This is a genomic window from Candidatus Methanomethylophilus sp. 1R26, from assembly GCF_001481295.1.
Classification (GTDB): Archaea; Thermoplasmatota; Thermoplasmata; order Methanomassiliicoccales; family Methanomethylophilaceae; genus Methanomethylophilus.
Genome location: NZ_LOPS01000016.1, coordinates 1 through 16,946 on the forward strand (window position 1 = coordinate 1; position 16,946 = coordinate 16,946).

The following is a 16,946-nucleotide window of genomic DNA, read 5'->3' on the forward strand; positions in this document are numbered from 1 at the left end:
TATAAAATATTTGTTGACAATATATTTTTACATAAACCGAAAATAATGGTGGCCCAGCAGGAAAATCAGAGAGCACCGGACGGGACGGAACCTCAGCAATTTATTTCCGGCGCATTATGCCGTATTCCTGTCGCATTTCGCTGCATAGATGAAAGCAATAAGTCTGCAACGATCGAAGGTCGGCGTACGATAAGGTAAAAGAAAGGCCGAGGCGGCAGGCAACACCCTCGATCGGGATCCCTCCACGACTCGGCCTTATTATCCTGAGCCGTCCTCAGAAGTCCCTGAAAGGCACCAGGTCGCAGCAGGTGCATTCGAGGCACATGGTCCTGAAGGTGCGGGTATCCATCCCGTAGCGCCGGAGTACATCCTTATGCAGTTCCGCGGCGGACACCATCTCTTCAGGGGAAAGAAGCGGCTGGGTGACTCCGGCCGCTTTCAGCGATTCTGCATTGAAAGCGTTCCTGCGAAGAGGGCGCACCGTGGGGACGACACCCATTCCGCACAGCTGGCACATGCATTCCTCGAGCTCCTCCCGGGTCTCCCCGAGGCCGATGATGATGTTCGACGAGACCTTCCCCTTCCCGAAGACCCCTGCCGCCTCCTTCAGGCATCTGAGTATGGTTCCGCGGTCCAGGTCCGGGCAGACCCTGGCAAAGATCTCCGGCGTGGCCGCCTGGATGTTGAGCTTGATCTCGTCGGCGCCTGCCTCCCTGAAGGCACGGACCTGCTCCGGGGAATCGGCGTAGGGCTCGATGCCGATCGGCATGTCCGGCAGCACTTTCCTGACGGCCCTGATGCAGGAGATGAACCTGTCTGCCGTGAGGCCGACATCCCCGCCGATGACGCCGCTTGTGAGAGAGACCGCGGTGATGCGCCCCTCGCGGTACGCTTCGAGGGCCTTCTCCGCGATCTCCTCATCGGTGAGGCCCTTGTTATCGGAGGCCGGCAGCCTGGGCGAGGCGCAGAAGGCGCAGCGGTACGAGCACCTGGGGTCCAGGGTGAAGAACGCCTGCCCCGGGCAATGGAAGGCCACCGGGTCGAACTCGATATTATCTATGAACGGCTCGCCGCGGTGCGTGAGATAAAGCGACCCGTCCTCCCGGGCATGGAGCTCGAACTCCCCTTCGGTGTAGGAGATCGCCTTCTTCACCCTCATGTTCCCGAAGCGGAACGCCACCGAATCGGAGCCGGCGCGGGACCGGAAGTGGAATGCGACACCCTGACCGGGACCTCGAACCCCTCGGGGAGCTTGACCTTCCCGCCGAGTGCCAGCGTTGCTTTCCTGAAGATCAGATCTTCTTCCATACCGCGCCTTCTGCAGAGTCTTCGAGCGAGTAGCCGGCATCCTTCAGGCGGTCGCGGATCATGTCGGCGAGGTCGTACTGCTTCTTCGCCCTGAGCTCCTTCCTGAGGTCGACCAGGATGCGCATCACGGCATCGAAGTCCCCTCCCGCCGACGCCTCGGCGGACGGGAAGATGCCCAGGACGCCGTCGATCTCCGACAGCAGCCCGAGGACGAGGTCCGCTCCCTCTTTGGTGAGGGTGCGGTCGGCGATCATCCTGTTGGTGCTCTTGGCGAGGTCGAACAGCCCCTCGATGGCCGCGCGGGTGTTGAAATCGTCGTCCATGGCGGCGGTGAACGCCTCGCGGGCGTCCGAGACCAGCTTGCCGGCGCTTCCCAGGTCCCCGGAGGGGCCTTCCTTCGATACCGACTGCAGGGCGCGGTAGTTGTTCCACAGCCTCCCCAGGGCGGCCTTGGCCTCCGCCATGTTCTCCTCCCCGTAGGTGAGGGGGCTGCGGTAATGCGTGCTCAGGTAGTAGAAGCGGATGGTCTGGGGGTCGAACTTCTTGGCGACGTCCTCGACCTTGAAGAAGTTCTTCAGGGACTTGGACATCTTGACCGTCTGGCCGTCGGCGCCCTTGGTCTCCAGCATGCCGTTGTGCATCCAATAGCGGGCTAGGTGGGTCCCGGTGCAGGCCTCGGTCTGCAGAATCTCGTTCTCGTGGTGGGGGAACACGAGGTCGTTGCCCCCGCCGTGGATGTCGATCTCGTCGCCGAGATAGTGGCGGATCATGGCCGAGCACTCGATGTGCCAGCCGGGCCTTCCCTTGCCCCAGGGGGAGTCCCAGGAGACCTCCCCGGGCTTGGCCCCTTTCCATACCGCGAAGTCGAGGGGGTCCTCCTTGTCCGCGTTGGGGTCGATCCTGCCGGACGAGCGCATCTCCTCGACGGTGCGGTTGGACAGCAGCCCGTAATCGGGGACCTTCCTCACCCTGAAGTAGACGCTGCCGTCCTTGGTCGGGTACCCGTAGCCTTTATCGACGATGTCCTTCACCATCTCGATTATGTACGGCATGGACTCGGAGGCCTCGGGTAGATGTCCGCCTTCCTGACCCCGAGCGAGGCGATGTCCCGGAAGTACTTCGCGATGTACTCGGCGCTGAGATCCAGCGCCTTCACGCCCCTCTCGGCGGCGCGGTTGATGATCTTGTCATCGACATCGGTGAAGTTGGTGACGTAGGTGACGTCGTAGCCCAGGTACCTCAGGTACCTGTTCACCGTGTCGAACACGATGATGCTGCGGGCGTGGCCCATGTGGATGTCATCGTACACGGTGACCCCGCAGACGTACATCTTCACTTTGCCTGGCTCCAGGGGGACGAACTCCTCCTTCCTGTTGGTCAGGGTGTTCATTATCCTCAGCGTCATTGCGATGCCTCCTTCCTGCATGCCTCGAGCTCGCAGCGCAGCTGCTCCATCTCGACCTCCATGCGGTCCATCCTGTCCTCCATGACATCGGGGATCTTGTTGTGGTCGAGGGCGTCAGCGAGGTCGACGCGGACCCCGTCGTGCCTGACGACGTGCCCCGGAACCCCCACGACGGTGCTGTTCGGGGGGACGTCCTTGACGACCACCGAACCGGCGCCGATGCGGACGTCGTCCCCTATGGTGATGTTCCCCAGGACGATGGCGCCTGCCCCGACGACTATCCTGCTGCCGAGGGTGGGGTGCCTCTTGCCCTTCTTGAACGAGACGCCGCCGAGGGTGACGCCCTGGTACAGGGACACGTCGTCCCCGACGACGGCGGTCTCCCCGATGACGACGCCGGTGGCATGGTCGATGAAGAACCTCTGCCCGATGGTGGCGCCGGGATGGATGTCGCAGCCGGTCTCCTGGTGGGCCCTGAAGTTTATGGCCCTCGCTTCCTCTTTCTTTCCCTCGAGCCAGAGCTTGTGGCTCTCGCGGTACATGCAGACCGCGCGGAAGCCGGTGTGGTACTTCTTGGCATCGTTCTCGTCGACGATGGCGGGGTCGCGGTCCATGACCGCCTTGAGGTCTCCCGGATAGTAGTCCATCTGAATCAGGTACCCAATCCGCGCGCGCTAATTTATTGTTTCTATGGGGGACGTCCGGCGACGGCAGGACCGGCCTGCCGGCGCCGCCCCAGATATTCCTGGGCTGATCAGTCCTCGAACCCCTTGTCCCCTTTCTCGCCCTCGGGGGCGAAGTTGACCGCGGGGCAGGGCCCGTAGCACTTGCAGCAGAAGATGCAGTCGTCCTCGTGGATGCGGACCTTCCCGTTCTCCATGTACAGGGCCTTGGACTCGCACCTCGCCGCGCACAGCCCGCAGCCGACACAGTTGAAAGCGCGGGCGATCAGCTGGATGGCGCGGTCCATGTTGGTCTGGGCATCGTTCTTGACGAACGCCTTGCTGACGATCGACCCGTCGCCGTAGAAGGTGACGTAATTGGCCTGCAGGGTGTTGTTCTCCTCGTCCACCTCGATGACCCAGCCGAGCGAATGCGTGAAGGGCTCGAGCTTCATCAGGTCTATCGGGCGGGAGAGCGCCGCCTCGATGCTGTAGCCCATGGTGCACGGAGAGAAGCCGTCCTGAACCCTGACGGCCACCGGCCCGTCCGCGGCGTCTTCCTTCTTCGCGGCCTTCGCCATCGGCGGGAGGTCCTTCCCGGTCAGCCTCTTGATCTCGTCCTTCACCGACTGGGGGACGGACTTCCACCTCCAGAGGCCGTAGTCCTTGTATTCCCTCGGGAGGCCGTTCTCCGCGGTGTACTTCTCGAGATAATCGTTCCACTGCGGGTACCTCGACGCTTTGGAGACGGTGTCCAGGTCGGCCATGTCCGACGCGGGGCACATGAAGCATCCGATACGGTCGAGCCCGTGGGCGTACCAGTAGTTGTACGGCTCCTTCTTCGAGAAGATATAGAGCCAGACGTGCATCGCCATCCAGTTCTGGATGGGCGAGGCCCCGATCTGCCCGGGGGTCCAGGGATTCTGCCACACCCTCGGCTTGGAGTTCCTGGCCTCAGACTCGTACCTGCGCTGGCCGATGAACGAGAGCACCCCTTTGGGGAAATGCTCGGAGATGAGGGCCACGGTGGGGCCGAGCTTGTTGGTCTTGCAGCACCAGCGGTAATCCTTGGCGGGCGGGCCGAAGTAGACCAGGTTCCCGAAGAAAGCGTTCTCGGGAGGGTTCTGCTCTATGATCTTCAGCTTATGCCTGGCGGCGAAATCGCGGACGTAGTCCACGGGTCTCATCGAGTTCGAGGCCGGTGTTGACGAACATGGGCACGGCATCGATGCCGGCGTCCATGGTCAGGAGCATGCAGGCCAGGGAATCCTTGCCTCCGGAGAACGACACCGCCGCCGGCAGGTCCTGGCGCTCGGAGACGGTCTTCTTTATGAAGGCGACAGCCTCATCGACGCGCTTCCCCATGGGGGCGGCGTTCGCCTGCACCGCATCGTCCCAGGTGTGCGCTTTATCTGATGAGATGAGCTCCTCCGGCTTGTGCCAGCGCGTCTTCACGGCGATGCCGCGGTCCTGCGACCTCATGTCCGCTCCGGACATCTTGGCGACCCCGGTGCCCACCACGGTACGGTCCTCGGACAGCATGAGGACCTCGTCGTCCTCCTTGATGCCCGGATCGGCGTCCTTCACCCCGGGGACCATCAGGTTCCTGTTCTGCCTGATGAACTCCTCGGCGTCCGGATTGAGTATGACCCAGCCTTTCGTGGCGGCGGCCGCGATGCGCATGGCGCCCTGCATGCGGACTATGAACCTCCATCCCCGGCCGAGGTCGTACCTCAGGGTGGCGACGACGGTCCCGTCGGAGAAGACCTCCTCCATCCTGTCGATGGACGGGGCCTTGTTCATGATAGCCAGATGCCCTTCCGGGAGCAGCAGCTTCCCGGTGCCCTCACCGAAGCAGGCATCGCACATCGAGCGCGTCTTCTCTATGTCGTAATCGAAGGCCGGCCGGGAGTCGGCGGGGGGCGTGAGCTCGGTCTCGAGGGTCGCTCCGCCGCAAACGGGGCAGGTCTTAACATCCATGATCGGCAGATTGCAGGCGGGGCACCACCGGAGGCAGTTCTTCCCGAGCTTAGTCATGGCCATGCCTGACGCTATGCCAGGGCATGATAAATAAATTAAGAGGAAAGGACCGGAAACCCCTGTGAAGGAAGATGTCCGGGACGGCCCTGCGGCCCGCATCCTGGCCATCGGCCCTGCGCGCGTGTAAATGTATTAAAGATGGGTCGGCATAGCGGGAACAAAGAAGGTATCGCCGTGCAGAAGAAGATCAAGGCATCCAGCGCTCGATGGGTATGAACTATGCGATCAGAGAGATCACCGTTCCCGCCGCCGCTGCCGCCGCACGCGGGATGAAGATGTACAACTTCAACATCGGCGACCCCAACAAGTGGGACTTCGAGACCCCGGAGTACTTCAAGGAGACGCTCAGGCAGGCGGTGGACAACACCGACAACGGCTACGGGGATTCCCAGGGCAACCTCGACCTGAGGGAGGCCATCGTCGACAGGGAGTACCAGAAGAACGGCATCCGCATCCAGGCGAAGGACGTCTATGTCACCGCAGGAGTGAGCGAGTGCATCAACGTCATGTTCGGCGCGCTCGTGGAGCCGGGGGACGAGATCCTCGTCCCGGGGCCGGGGTACCCCAACTACGACCAGTACATCAACTTCTACGAGGGCAAGACCGTCCCCTACAGGATGATCGAGTCTGAGGACTGGAGGCCTGACGTGGATATGCTCCGCGACAGGATCACCAACCGCACCAAGGCCATAGTGGTCATCAACCCCAACAACCCGACCGGCGCTGTGTACTCAGAGAAGGACCTGAGGGAGATCGGCGACATCGCCGCGGAATACGATATCCCGGTCATCTCCGATGAGATCTACGACAAGATCGTCTTCGACGAGAGCGTCCCGTTCTTCTCCATGTCCCGCCTGCCGGACGACATACCCAGGGTAATCCTGAACGGCTTCTCGAAGGTCAACCTCATGCCGGGCTGGAGGGAAGGGTACTGCTACTTCATGGACCGCAACGGGCTGATGGACGAGATCCGCGAGGGCATGATGAAGCAGTTCCGCGCGAGGATCTGCGCCAACGTCCCCTGCCAGGAGGCAGCGAGGGCATCGCTGCAGGGGCCCCAGGACTACATCGTCGAGATGAACAGGAAGCTGAGGGAGAGGGCGGAGTACAGCTACAAGCGCCTCAACGAGATACCCGGGATATCCACCAACAAGCCCCACGGGGCGCTGTACATCTTCCCGCACGTGGACCTCGGGGACAGGTGGAAGACGGACAGGGACTTCGTGTACGACCTCATCGACAAGACCGGCGTCGTCCTGGTCCACGGGTCCGGGTTCTGCAAGGAGTTCGGCCAATCCCATTTCAGGTCCATCCTGCTCCCGCCTATGAACAAGCTCGAAAAGGCCTACGACCTGCTCGAGAAGTTCATGACCGGGAAGATCGACTGAGCCGACCGCCGGAGTTCCGCGCGGCCTCCCGGTTGCTGATATCAAAAACCGGAAGGCCGCGGACAGGCGAACAACAGTTCAGGCGCTATACGTTTCTGCACCTTGGTTCCGCACCGTAACAGGCGGAACTGCATGTTCCAGCATCGCGATTTAGCTTGCGTCGGGTTCCTGTCCGTGCTTATTTAGTTAATCCTAATTATTACAAGTATGATTAAATAAGCCTAAACATTTGCACACATTACCATGACAACCCAAAAACCCGATGCTCTCGGGACAGCGGGAGCTTTGGCTCTCCTGCTGGGAGCGTTTCTGATACTGGACGGGGACCTCTGGCTGATACCGGTGGGGATCCTCGTCATGGCCGCAGGATACGCGCTGCAGTTCAGCGGCGCATGGAACTGGTACGGTTCCATGCTCGTGCTGGTCTTCGCTGTCCTCTACATCGTCCGTGCCTGGGTGCTCAGCGCAGGCATCGACAACGAACTGATCCTCGAGATTCTCCTGGCGTCCGCCGCCATCTACCTGATCGGCCGGCGCGACTCGAAGAATTTCCACGGCGTGAGGGCGTGATACCGTGCAGACGATCGAATTAGCGCTCTTATGCGCCATATTCTTCGCGATGGTGCTGATCGCCTTCCCGAACACGGTGAAGAAGCACCGCATCATCCTCTACTCGGCGATGATCATCGTCGAGGCGTACTTCGTAGGCCCCACATACTTCGATTACTCGCTCGCCTTCGGGCTGAGCGAAGGCCGCAATGCCCTGAGATCGTTCTTCTGCATGGGCATCATGGCGGAGGCCCTCTTCGCCGTCGTCGCCTACGTCGGGGTCATGCCGTCCAAATGGGACCTGACCAAGCGCCTGAAATCCGTCAGGGCCGAGCTCTCGGTCCTCGGATGCATAATCTCCTTCGGGGAGATCTTCTACTACGCCAACTATTTCATCATGTTCTTCAACGGGGAGCTCTCCACCGGAAGGAACATCGCCACCATAGCGACCATCCTCCTGTTCGTGCTGATGGTCCCCCTGATGCTGACCTCGCTGTACTTCGTCAGGAGGCACATGAAGCCGAAGAACTGGCAGAGGCTGCAGTACTTCTCCTACCTGTTCTACTTCGGGCTCCTGCTGCACATTGTCGGCCTCTACGGCAACTTCGACGGAGGGATCTCGGACTTCCTCACCGGGAGGCACGCCGACGCACTGAGGTGCTACCTGTGGATCTGGGTCTCCTACTTCGTGCTCCGCATAGCGAAATACCTGTTCCAGTGGCTGCATCCGGCGAAGAAGGTCGAGCGCGACATGATGATCGAGGATGAGGACACCGATAAGGGTCCGGCATACTGCGATGCAGGAGGGACCTGAGCATGGGCTTCGAATTCAGGCCCGGCAAGAGGGCGACCTTGGTCCTCTGCCTCGTGTTCACGGTCGCGATCGTCGCGTGCATAGCATACGCGGCCGACGAGAAATACACCCCAGTGGAGAAGACCTATACCGTCTCCAACGGATTGGAGCTTGAGATCGAAGGGCGCACGGTCACAGTGACCGGGTACGACCTGGAAAACGCTCTGGCCTCCAACCCCAAGCTGAACGCCTCGGACATCTCGCTCACGATCGGCCAGGACACGGCCTCCAGGGGCAGAGGATCGTCCACTGTGCCCACGGCGATACGGTCCCTGGAACTGAGAACCGATTCGTACAGCATCAACACGCTCTCGGTGAAGGCATCGGTGACATCGATATCCTCCGGTGCGTTCGGAGATGCGAAGTTCGCGGCCAAAGGAGCCCTCGACGACGGTACGGTGACCGCTGACGAGGAGATCAAGGTGTCCGTGAAGAACTTCGTCGGGACGACCTTCGACTATGACGAGACCTCAGGCTATTACGTCGCCCAATGGAACACACTGAACGCATCGATCGCGAGCGGGAACGCCGTCTACACCGTTTCCGCACCGGAGAACATCGTCAGCGACCCCAAGGCGTTCGCGGCGGGGACCGACATATCCCCTGCGGAGGGCCACTCGGCGAGCGAGTACACGGCCGTCCTAAGCGGGATAACCAACTCCGGCAGCATCAGCCTCTCCGTGTCCGATGTAGTGCTCACAGTGAACGGTACGGAGTACACGTTCACCGTCTCATCGATAACCTCGTTCGGCACCGCTACATTCAGCGACGGGAACGTCGCGGTTATCGGCGAAGGGTTCTCGGTGAAAGTCCGCAGCCCGGGATTCTATTCGGAGATGCCGTCATCCTCTAGCGCCAAGCCAGACAAGACCGTGAGCGCCGGAACGTACACGTACATGACGGTCACGTTCTCCGACGGCTCCTCGGTCGCAGGATTCGTTAAGAACTCCTGAGACCGAAGCAAACATGAAACCGGGCCCCGTCTGAGCGGATCGGCGGGGCCCGGGAATAACGGAAGTTGCTTTCGGCAAGACTTGACTACCATGACAACCCTACCGAAAGCGAATCCTCATGCATTACTGCGTATTTGGCGGTTTGCAATTCCCCTGAAGATTCTTTACATAAATTGAATCCAGCCTATGCGAGCCTGCACGCAGAGGAAGAGTATAAGCCTCCGCTGCGGAGCCCATATCCGGGGATCTCTGACAAGCCTGTTCCGTCGGAGCACACAATCGTTCATGGCCTTCCGATACGGCCTGCGGCCTGCGAAGCTTGCCCATCGAAGAAATTTCGCTTTGCATAGAATGAATATTTTTCAAAAACAGGCATAACTGGATTTTAATCCAGGAATTAAACACATTGAAATACAGTTATCATATTCATCATTCATGGCCGAAGAGTATGTGGAACGTCCCTCGTACATCAAACTGATGATGGAATACTTCGATAACCGCAACATCATCAAGGTCCTCACCGGAATCCGCAGATGCGGAAAATCTGTCATCCTGGAACAATTCAGACAGTATCTTCTGAACAGCGGGACATCTGAAAAGGACATCATGCTAATCGATCTGGAGAAGATGAGGTATGTCATCGATTCGGAAAGAATGCTCTATGACTTCATATCGTCCAATATTCATTCCGATGAACCGATTGTTCTCATCGACGAGGTTCAGTTGGTAAAAGGATGGGAAAAGGCAGTGGACACCATCCGCCTGAAATACAACGCCAACATCTATATCACCGGCTCCAACTCTGAAACAGTGTCGGAATCGCTGGGAACACACCTTACCGGAAGGTACGTCGAGATCAACATCTTCCCTTTCTCCTTCAAGGAATTCCTAGCCCGTTATCCGATCGATTCTGAGAACGGATATACCCAGAGATTCACCCAATACCTGCGCTTCGGCGGCATGCCAATCATAGACCTCAAGGACAGCCAGAGGAAGAACAGGACGATTCTTAGAGGAGTGTACGATTCCATAATCAACAACGATATCAGGCCCAACATGGAGATAGATCAGACCATTTTGGACAACATGACTTCGTTCATGATATCCAATGTCGGGAATCTCACATCCTACGGAAGCATAGCCGGGAGATCTTATGTCGGCGACCAACGCACGATCGAGAAGTACCTTGGGAAACTTTGCGGGTGCTACATCTTCTACAAAGCGGACAGATACGATGTGATAGGCAGAAAACATCTGAAAATCAACGCTAAATATTATCTGGCGGACACGGGCTTCAGGGATGCCATATTGCTCAGTTCCGAATATAATGAAGCTGCGATGCTGGAGAATGCAGTTTTCATCGAACTCCTGCGCAGAGGGTACAGAGTATCCGTCGGCTCGTACAGGGACAGGGAAATCGACTTCACGGCATGGCTGGACGGAGAACCGGAATACTATCAGGTCGCATGGAGCGTACAGGATTCCAATGTCCTGAAAAGGGAAGTCGGTTCCATTGCCAAACTGGATGGCAGAAGGGTCCTGATAACCATGGACAGGGACCTTCCCGATGTTCCCGAAGGGATCGAAGCGATCAATGCGGTTGATTTCTTCATGGGATGACCCAAGGTTCCGGCCGTCACGGGGCCGACACCAGCATCAAGATGACCCAGATATTGCGAAAAAGCGGTATTGGCTGCGAGCTTCATCCTCTCTTCGCACGGATCGCGCTGCGTACATCGGAATCCAAGAACTTCTGCCACCGCCTGTTCCCTTCAAGGCGCGACTTCATGAGGGACCTGACGGCAAAGACGCACGCAGCGGCCATGATCGCGCCGGCGATCACATCAGTCGGCCAATGGACGAACAGATACAACCTGGAGAAGGCGACGAATGTTGCAAAAGCCATCGCGGCGACGCCGTACCTCCTGTCGAAGCAGAGGACCGAGAACGCCAGGGCGAAAGCGTTGGCTGTATGCCCTGAAGGGAATGAATAATCGCTCGGCCGGGAGATTATGAGGTCCACAGGATAATCCTCGAAAGGGCGGTCCCTGGCCGTGACGGCCTTGAGCGGCCCGCCTATCAGGTCGCAGAGGGCCTCGGAGAGCAGCATAAGAACGCCCAGAGGACGGGTCCTCCTGGGTATCAGCAGCAGGAGGGACAGCGCATAGGTGAACGCCCCGCCGGCCAGCAGGTCCGCCGCCTCGGAGGCGGCGTCCATGGCCGCAGAGGACATGTTGTCGCGTATCCATATGAGGACATCCAGTTCGGACACGGATATGGATTCTCGTTCCGCGTATAAATACGGTCGTCAGCAGACACCGATGTGCCAGATGAAAGAATGTTCGGCCCCGATGGGGGCCGGGGTTTGGCGGCCCCTGCGGGCCGCAGGCCTATCCAGATGACGGCAAGATTCAGCTGTCGTCGTCCGCCAGGGCCTTCTTCACGGCCTCGACGGCGCCGCCGGGGGTCTCCTTGAAGTATTTCCTGCACTCGGGGATGACGATCCCCCCGACCCCGTTGCCGAGGATGACGACGAGGATGAAGAGGAAAGCGTCCATGGTGAACTCTCCCGCAGAGCAGAAGTAGAACATGTCGGCGATCGAGTGCTCGAAGCCCGAGAGGATGAAGACGGGGACGCATACGAACGCCCCGAGGTAGCTCTTCTGCGTCTTGTAGACGTCGGCGGCGATGAACATCAGGACGCCGCAGAAGACGCCCTTGCAGAACACCCTCCACCAATCGATGTCGCCGTCCAGGCGGGCATCGACGATGACCGCCGCCGCGGCGTCGGACATGGGGATCATCCATCCGATGATGAGCGCCCCCACGAAGTTCCCGACGATCATAATCAGGAGGTCGATGATGAAAGGCGGCTTGTTCTCCACCGCGTAGCCCACTTTCCCGGTGTAGAGGTCGAACCCGAAGGTGTAGACCGTGAAAAGGCCGATAGAGAAGAGGATCGCCCCGACCCATTTGTATTCGCCGGTGGACATCGCCATGAAGACGCATCCGCCCATTCCGATCGACAGGCCCGCCAATACGGACCTGAGAAAACACTTGCCGTAATGCTTGCAGTTCATTTCTCACGCACCCCGCAAAGCGCCGTTCGGTTTCTCCTATTATGCATGAACGGGACAGCCGGCGCCTTTCGGTTTACGTTGGAATGTCATCAATGGAGCGCTAATAAATGTAACCGATTTAGGTTCGGGGTAAACCGCGTGCTGACATTGCGCACGGGCCCGCGGACCTCCGGAATCCGCCGCCGGAGAGGCTCCTGCGGCGCATGCGCCCGGAAGATGTTAGCCCGGAGGGTAATACCCCGGGAAGAGATTTTTCACTGCTCGGTCTTGAGCTTCTCGACGCGCTGCAGCATCTTGACGACCGCATCGACGGCGTCGCGGCCCTTCTCGATCCTGTCGACGGCCTGCAGCTCGGTCATGTCGGGGCCGGTGACGCCGAGGGCGACCGGCTTGTCGTAGTCGAGCGACAGGTCGGTGATCTTACGGGCGGCCTGCGCCATGATGACCTCGTCGTGCTTGGTCTCGCCTTTGATGACCGCGCCGATGGTGATGACGGCGTCGATGTCGTCGCGCTCGAGCATGGTCTTGATGGCCAGGGGCATGTCGAAGACCCCGGGGACCTTGATGATCCTGGTGATCTTCACTCCGAGGAACTCCGCCTCGGCCTTGGCCCTCTCCATCATCAGCATGGTGACCTCGTAGTTGAACTCCGCAACGACCGCTCCGATCCTGTATTCTTTCATTTCTTGTCCTCCTTTTGCAAATGCACGGTAAGTGGTTAGTGGTCCTCAAAGCGTTTACTGCCGGTACACCGGCCCTTTGTCCTCGAACCCCTGCCTCAGGCCGGTGCCCGCCCTCTCGGTGAGCCTCTCCGGCCTGAACAGGAGATCGTAGACGTTGACGGCGTGCTCGCGGGCGCGGCGGTCGGCCAGCCAGGCCAGCTCCGCATCGTCCTTGGCCTCGTCCTCGTGGACGAACACCTCGATGATGTGGGTGTTCGTCATCAGCTGCGCCTGTATGAGGCCGTTGGATGCCTCGTCGGCGCACATCTTGTCCTTCGGCATGGGCCCGGGCATGCCCAGGGCCATGCAGATGTCGCAGTGCTGCTCCTCGATGAGCTTCTTGCAGGCGACCGGCAGGTCCTTCATCCCGGGCACGGTGACCCTGATGATCCTGAACCCTGTGCCGGTGCGCTCGAGCTCGTCGATGGCGGCCTTGCCCATATCGTACCTTGCGAACGTCGTGTCCGCGATGCCGATGGTCTTCAGTTCGCTCCCCCCATGTTCCTTATCTTGGCGACGATGCGCCGGGTGGCGTTGAGGTCGTCCGCCGTCTCGGTCGCACGAACGACCTTTATCCCGCGGAGGCCGTTGGACTCCAGGTCCCTGGAGAGCTTCGCCTCGTCGAAATGCTGGTCGTAGCCGAGGACGATGACGTCCGGCTTTATCTCGCGGACGATGTCGAATATGCTCCCGCCGCTGTGGCCGACGACGGCTCTGTCCACCGGCTTGAGCTCACCCACGATCTTGGCGCGCATGTCCTCAGGGGTGATGGGCTCGTGCTTCTCGCGGCGGACGGTCTCATCGCTCGCCACCACGACGACAAGCTCGTCGCCATACGATTTCGCCTGCCTGAGATAGGATATGTGGCCCGGGTGTATGATGTCGAACACGCCCGAAGCCATGACCCTCGTCAATTTCACACGTCCAGTTCGGGATGCTGCTTCTTGAAGTCGTTCCAGGCCTCGATGATCTCGTTGCCGGTGACGAACGGGATGCCGTGCTCCTTGGCGTAGGCGATGCAGTCCTCCTTCTTCTCCGAATGGCCGTCATCGCCCATCATCTCGCAGATGGTCGCCGAGGGCTCGACGCCGGCCATGTACATCATGGCGCTGGCGAGCTCGGTGTGCCCGTGCCTGTTGGTCAGGATGTGCTCGCTGGAGTTCAGGAGGTGCACATGCCCGGGGGCGCGGAAGTTCTTCCCGAGGTCGCGGGCGAGCTCCTCGCCGGTCTTCCCCTTCTGGAAGATGGTCTTGGCAAACTCCCTGATGGTAAGGGCCCTGTCGCAGTCAGGTATGCCGGTGTAGGTGTCCCTGTGGTTGATGGTGACCCCGAACGACGATTTCGTGTTGTCGTAGGGGATATCGGTGGGCGCCATGTAGCCAAGCACCGGGTACTTCTCCCTGGCGTCCCAGAAGACGTCGGACAGGAACGGGAGCCCGATCTCCTTGGCCAGGCGCCACGGGGTGATGCAGCAGAGCAGGCCGCCGGCATCCTGCCTCATCTGCCTGATGATATCATGGGTGATGAACTGCGAGGCGCAGGTCATGTCGCTCTCCTTCTCGCGGTCATCGAAATCGTAGATCAGGATTATCTTCCCCTGACGGACGGCCTCCAGGGCCTTCTCGATATTCTCGCTAACCATAGCCTATCGGAATCGCCGAAGACGGCACTTGAAATAACAGATGGGTAATAACCAATAAATTAGTAGCTGCATCCGGAGAGCTGAGGGGACGGCTGGGTAGGCCTGCAGCAGCCGAAGACGGCTGCGGGACAGGCATCGACCTACAAGTTTATGGGGGCAGGGCCCCCCGAGGGCCGGCCCGCACGGTCAAGCGGTCCCGCCGTCATCCTTCAGGGAGGCCTTGTACTCGTTGCCCCAGACGGCCAGGGCATCGAGCACCGGGTGCAGGAGGGCCCCGAGGTCGGTCATGGAGTACTCGACCCTCGGAGGGATCTCCGCATAGACCTTCCTGGAGATCAGGCCGTCGTCCTCGAGGGACCTGAGGCTCTGGGTCAGGACCTTCTGGGACACCCCGCTGACAGACCTCTTCAGCTCGCTGAAGCGCTTGGTGCCGGTCATGAGGTCCCTCAGGATCAGGACCTTCCATTTGCTCCCGATGATGTTCAGCGCGGTCTCGACAGGGCACGGCGGCAGGTCGGTCAGTTCCCTTGCCGTATCAATCGCCCCCTATGGCGGCCTTGGCGGTGCGGTATATCGTTTCCGATGGTTTCAGCGATAGCCACCCGCCGGCGATGGTGATCGGCTTCAGCCTGATCGACTTCTCCATGGCGGCGAGATCCTCATAGAACTGCTCCTCGTTGGGCTCGAGGCCGGTGTCCATGATGAGGTAGTTCTCGTAATGCCCGACCTCGAAGAGCCAGCGCATGTAGCTCTCCTCATCGGTGATCCCCAGCTCCTTCAGGATCTCCTTGTCTATGCTCAGCACCTTCTGGGCCTCGTCGCTCGCTCCCATGAACGCTTTCCAGTTGTGAGCTATGGCAGGTATGACGTAGAACATGCCCTTGTACGTCTTCTCCAGCTCCAGGTACCTGGCGCCCCCCGTCGACCGCGACGCCGACGCAGTCGTCGCATACCCTCCCGGTGCTGTCGCGGAAGACGCCGTCGGCTTCAGGCCGTTCTTCCTGGCGAACTCCGAGATATCCCAGCCGTAGTTGCCGCAAAGCGCGTAGTAACATGCGATCGAATCGACGTGCGCGCTCATGAGCCTGACCTGGCCCTCGATCTTCGCCTGCAGGTCCTTGGGCTGGGCATGGAGGGCGAGGTCGTTCATCACGATGACGACCGTGTACCCTCCCTTGGGGAAGGATCCGTTCCATACATCGCTTTCCGCCACCATGGTGTACGGGATGTGCCAGTAATCCATTTTCTTGCGCACTGAAGCGCAATGCTCGTTGTCAGCGAGGCATACGGTCTTTTGCTCCCTGTCATTCCTGAGAGCCCACAGCAGCTCATCCTCGAGCATCGGGCAGGCGATGACGCCCAGAACCCCTTCGGTCATGGATGTTTCGCATGTAGTGTTGGTATTAATAATATACTAAGTATTTTCACAATACCTTCCAGTGCCAGGCCGATCCGCAGAATTCACAGCAGGCCGCCGGATGCAGATCCGCGTCCGATATATGCCATCGCGGCACTGGATTCCTGTTAGGCGCCCCTAACCTTTAATTATAGTTAGCGCGTTGGGGAAAGGGATGACCACCGGAAACCGCGAGGATTACCTCCTGGCGATCCTCAAACTCACTGAGGATGGAAACGTGGCAAAGACCACGGAGCTCGCTACATTCATGGGCGTCTCGCCCGCCAGCGTCAGCGAGATGCTGAAGATCCTGTCGAAGGACGGCCTCGTGGAATACGCGAAGTACCGCGGGGTGAAGCTGACCGACGAGGGGCTTACCCAGGCCAGGCTCACCAGGAAGAGGCACCATGTCGTCGAACGCTTCTTCACCGACATCCTCGAGATGGACCATCAGCAGGCCCATGAGGAGGCATCGCGCATCGAGCATTCCATTTCGGACGCATCTGCCGTCAGGATGTGCAACATGCTCGGCAATCCTCCCGACTGCGACTGCCAGTGCTGCGTCGATCCGTGCAAGGGGGTCTCGATGCAGCAGGTCAACATCACTTCGCTGCTCTCGGACATGCACCCCGGGGACACGGGGACGATATCCCACCTCAAGTCCAACGATGCATCTGTGCTCAAGAAGCTCCTCTCCATGGGGCTCGTCCCCGGAAGGAAGGTATCGGTAGAGTCCAACGACGGGACCTGGGTCATCTCCGTCGGGGACCAGACCCTGGCCATCGACGGCGATTCCGCCTCGTCGGTCTACATCGACATCTGCACGGCCTGAAAACACCGGGGCGCGGAAACAGCCGCACTCCGGAAAAATGATTTTTAATGGATGATGCGCGCCGGTCCGACAGATTGTTCTCTTCGGCGGCGCGCGGGGCCTTGCGGCCCCGGTAC

19 protein-coding genes and 1 pseudogene are annotated in these 16,946 nt (G+C 59.8%); 6 read left to right on the top strand and 14 right to left on the bottom strand.

All coding sequences use genetic code 11. From position 1 onward, the window contains the following. Positions 1 to 274 precede the first annotated feature (274 nt). The 6 genes and pseudogenes from AUQ37_RS03240 to AUQ37_RS10775 all read right to left on the bottom strand — a co-directional run bounded on the left by AUQ37_RS03240 (position 275) and on the right by AUQ37_RS10775 (position 5,418). Positions 275 to 1,180: a radical SAM protein gene (locus AUQ37_RS03240; protein WP_058747387.1), complete on the bottom strand. Its 906-nt coding sequence runs from the start codon at positions 1,178 to 1,180 to the stop codon at positions 275 to 277. After that, positions 1,156 to 1,308, bottom strand: coding sequence for a hypothetical protein (locus tag AUQ37_RS09875; protein ID WP_157844263.1), 153 nt, complete (start codon positions 1,306 to 1,308; stop codon positions 1,156 to 1,158). Before AUQ37_RS09875 ends, AUQ37_RS03240 begins: the two co-directional genes overlap by 25 nt. After that, positions 1,293 to 2,713, bottom strand: a pseudogene (gene cysS, locus AUQ37_RS03245) (cysteine--tRNA ligase). The gene AUQ37_RS09875 and the pseudogene cysS overlap by 16 nt, the downstream one beginning before the upstream one ends. Next, entirely contained in the window at positions 2,710 to 3,360 is a 651-nt protein-coding gene (cysE, locus tag AUQ37_RS03250; protein WP_058747388.1) for a serine O-acetyltransferase, read from the bottom strand. The pseudogene cysS and the gene cysE overlap by 4 nt, the downstream one beginning before the upstream one ends. A gap of 107 nt (positions 3,361 to 3,467) precedes the next feature. Then, entirely contained in the window at positions 3,468 to 4,562 is a 1,095-nt protein-coding gene (locus tag AUQ37_RS10770) for a phosphoadenosine phosphosulfate reductase family protein (RefSeq protein WP_201013695.1), read from the bottom strand. After that, positions 4,519 to 5,418 carry a PUA domain-containing protein gene (locus AUQ37_RS10775; RefSeq protein WP_201013696.1) on the bottom strand — a complete coding sequence of 300 codons (900 nt, stop codon included), beginning with the start codon at positions 5,416 to 5,418 and terminating at the stop codon, positions 4,519 to 4,521. Before AUQ37_RS10775 ends, AUQ37_RS10770 begins: the two co-directional genes overlap by 44 nt. Before the next feature lie 209 nt (positions 5,419 to 5,627). Between AUQ37_RS10775 and AUQ37_RS03260 the strand changes: the two genes are divergently transcribed. The 5 genes from AUQ37_RS03260 (at position 5,628) to AUQ37_RS03280 (ending at position 10,778) form a co-directional block, all read left to right on the top strand. Beyond that, a complete protein-coding gene (locus AUQ37_RS03260; protein ID WP_201013697.1) occupies positions 5,628 to 6,803 on the top strand; it encodes an aminotransferase class I/II-fold pyridoxal phosphate-dependent enzyme in 1,176 nt (391 codons plus the stop codon). Between the two features lie 243 nt (positions 6,804 to 7,046). Next, positions 7,047 to 7,373 (top strand): hypothetical protein, encoded by a 327-nt coding sequence (locus tag AUQ37_RS03265; protein ID WP_157844264.1) that lies wholly within the window; start codon positions 7,047 to 7,049, stop codon positions 7,371 to 7,373. 4 nt (positions 7,374 to 7,377) lie between these two features. Continuing rightward, positions 7,378 to 8,166, top strand: coding sequence for a hypothetical protein (locus AUQ37_RS03270; protein WP_157844265.1), 789 nt, complete (start codon positions 7,378 to 7,380; stop codon positions 8,164 to 8,166). Between the two features lie 2 nt (positions 8,167 to 8,168). Continuing rightward, on the top strand, positions 8,169 to 9,158 hold the full coding sequence (locus tag AUQ37_RS03275; protein ID WP_058747392.1) for a hypothetical protein: 990 nt from the start codon (positions 8,169 to 8,171) through the stop codon (positions 9,156 to 9,158). Positions 9,159 to 9,593: 435 nt separating this feature from the next. After that, positions 9,594 to 10,778: an ATP-binding protein gene (locus AUQ37_RS03280; RefSeq protein WP_058747393.1), complete on the top strand. Its 1,185-nt coding sequence runs from the start codon at positions 9,594 to 9,596 to the stop codon at positions 10,776 to 10,778. 82 nt (positions 10,779 to 10,860) lie between these two features. Here the strand turns inward: AUQ37_RS03280 and AUQ37_RS03285 are convergent, their stop codons facing one another. The 8 genes from AUQ37_RS03285 to AUQ37_RS03320 all read right to left on the bottom strand — a co-directional run bounded on the left by AUQ37_RS03285 (position 10,861) and on the right by AUQ37_RS03320 (position 15,980). Next, positions 10,861 to 11,430: a phosphatase PAP2 family protein gene (locus tag AUQ37_RS03285; protein WP_058747394.1), complete on the bottom strand. Its 570-nt coding sequence runs from the start codon at positions 11,428 to 11,430 to the stop codon at positions 10,861 to 10,863. 139 nt (positions 11,431 to 11,569) lie between these two features. Further along, entirely contained in the window at positions 11,570 to 12,238 is a 669-nt protein-coding gene (locus AUQ37_RS03290) for a formate/nitrite transporter family protein (protein ID WP_058747395.1), read from the bottom strand. A gap of 254 nt (positions 12,239 to 12,492) precedes the next feature. After that, the gene (gene ribH / locus AUQ37_RS03295; protein ID WP_058747396.1) at positions 12,493 to 12,921 is read right to left on the bottom strand and encodes a 6,7-dimethyl-8-ribityllumazine synthase; all 429 of its coding nucleotides are present in this window, start codon (positions 12,919 to 12,921) and stop codon (positions 12,493 to 12,495) included. A 54-nt stretch (positions 12,922 to 12,975) separates the two neighbouring features. Beyond that, positions 12,976 to 13,446, bottom strand: coding sequence for a riboflavin synthase (ribC, locus tag AUQ37_RS03300; protein WP_058747397.1), 471 nt, complete (start codon positions 13,444 to 13,446; stop codon positions 12,976 to 12,978). Further along, on the bottom strand, positions 13,443 to 13,874 hold the full coding sequence (locus AUQ37_RS03305; RefSeq protein WP_058747398.1) for an adenylyltransferase/cytidyltransferase family protein: 432 nt from the start codon (positions 13,872 to 13,874) through the stop codon (positions 13,443 to 13,445). Before AUQ37_RS03305 ends, ribC begins: the two co-directional genes overlap by 4 nt. A gap of 2 nt (positions 13,875 to 13,876) precedes the next feature. Then, positions 13,877 to 14,602 (bottom strand): 3,4-dihydroxy-2-butanone-4-phosphate synthase, encoded by a 726-nt coding sequence (ribB, locus tag AUQ37_RS03310; RefSeq protein ID WP_058747399.1) that lies wholly within the window; start codon positions 14,600 to 14,602, stop codon positions 13,877 to 13,879. 186 nt (positions 14,603 to 14,788) lie between these two features. After that, positions 14,789 to 15,124, bottom strand: coding sequence for a winged helix-turn-helix transcriptional regulator (locus AUQ37_RS03315; RefSeq protein ID WP_394325617.1), 336 nt, complete (start codon positions 15,122 to 15,124; stop codon positions 14,789 to 14,791). A 13-nt stretch (positions 15,125 to 15,137) separates the two neighbouring features. Next, positions 15,138 to 15,980 (bottom strand): DUF1638 domain-containing protein, encoded by an 843-nt coding sequence (locus AUQ37_RS03320; RefSeq protein WP_082662381.1) that lies wholly within the window; start codon positions 15,978 to 15,980, stop codon positions 15,138 to 15,140. Positions 15,981 to 16,173: 193 nt separating this feature from the next. Between AUQ37_RS03320 and AUQ37_RS03325 the strand changes: the two genes are divergently transcribed. Further along, entirely contained in the window at positions 16,174 to 16,830 is a 657-nt protein-coding gene (locus AUQ37_RS03325) for a metal-dependent transcriptional regulator (protein WP_082662382.1), read from the top strand. Positions 16,831 to 16,946 lie beyond the last annotated feature (116 nt).

What these genes read in the sequence shown, in the direction of transcription:
- AUQ37_RS09875 (WP_157844263.1), bottom strand. Translation starts at nt 1,308, where the DNA reads ATGGAAGAAGATCTGATCTTCAGGAAAGCAACGCTGGCACTCGGCGGG.
- cysE (WP_058747388.1), bottom strand. Translation starts at nt 3,360, where the DNA reads ATGGACTACTATCCGGGAGACCTCAAGGCGGTCATGGACCGCGACCCC.
- AUQ37_RS10770 (WP_201013695.1), bottom strand. Translation starts at nt 4,562, where the DNA reads ATGAGACCCGTGGACTACGTCCGCGATTTCGCCGCCAGGCATAAGCTG.
- AUQ37_RS10775 (WP_201013696.1), bottom strand. Translation starts at nt 5,418, where the DNA reads ATGGCCATGACTAAGCTCGGGAAGAACTGCCTCCGGTGGTGCCCCGCC.
- AUQ37_RS03260 (WP_201013697.1), top strand. Translation starts at nt 5,628, where the DNA reads ATGAACTATGCGATCAGAGAGATCACCGTTCCCGCCGCCGCTGCCGCC.
- AUQ37_RS03265 (WP_157844264.1), top strand. Translation starts at nt 7,047, where the DNA reads ATGACAACCCAAAAACCCGATGCTCTCGGGACAGCGGGAGCTTTGGCT.
- AUQ37_RS03275 (WP_058747392.1), top strand. Translation starts at nt 8,169, where the DNA reads ATGGGCTTCGAATTCAGGCCCGGCAAGAGGGCGACCTTGGTCCTCTGC.
- AUQ37_RS03280 (WP_058747393.1), top strand. Translation starts at nt 9,594, where the DNA reads ATGGCCGAAGAGTATGTGGAACGTCCCTCGTACATCAAACTGATGATG.
- AUQ37_RS03290 (WP_058747395.1), bottom strand. Translation starts at nt 12,238, where the DNA reads ATGAACTGCAAGCATTACGGCAAGTGTTTTCTCAGGTCCGTATTGGCG.
- ribH (WP_058747396.1), bottom strand. Translation starts at nt 12,921, where the DNA reads ATGAAAGAATACAGGATCGGAGCGGTCGTTGCGGAGTTCAACTACGAG.
- ribB (WP_058747399.1), bottom strand. Translation starts at nt 14,602, where the DNA reads ATGGTTAGCGAGAATATCGAGAAGGCCCTGGAGGCCGTCCGTCAGGGG.
- AUQ37_RS03320 (WP_082662381.1), bottom strand. Translation starts at nt 15,980, where the DNA reads ATGACCGAAGGGGTTCTGGGCGTCATCGCCTGCCCGATGCTCGAGGAT.
- AUQ37_RS03325 (WP_082662382.1), top strand. Translation starts at nt 16,174, where the DNA reads ATGACCACCGGAAACCGCGAGGATTACCTCCTGGCGATCCTCAAACTC.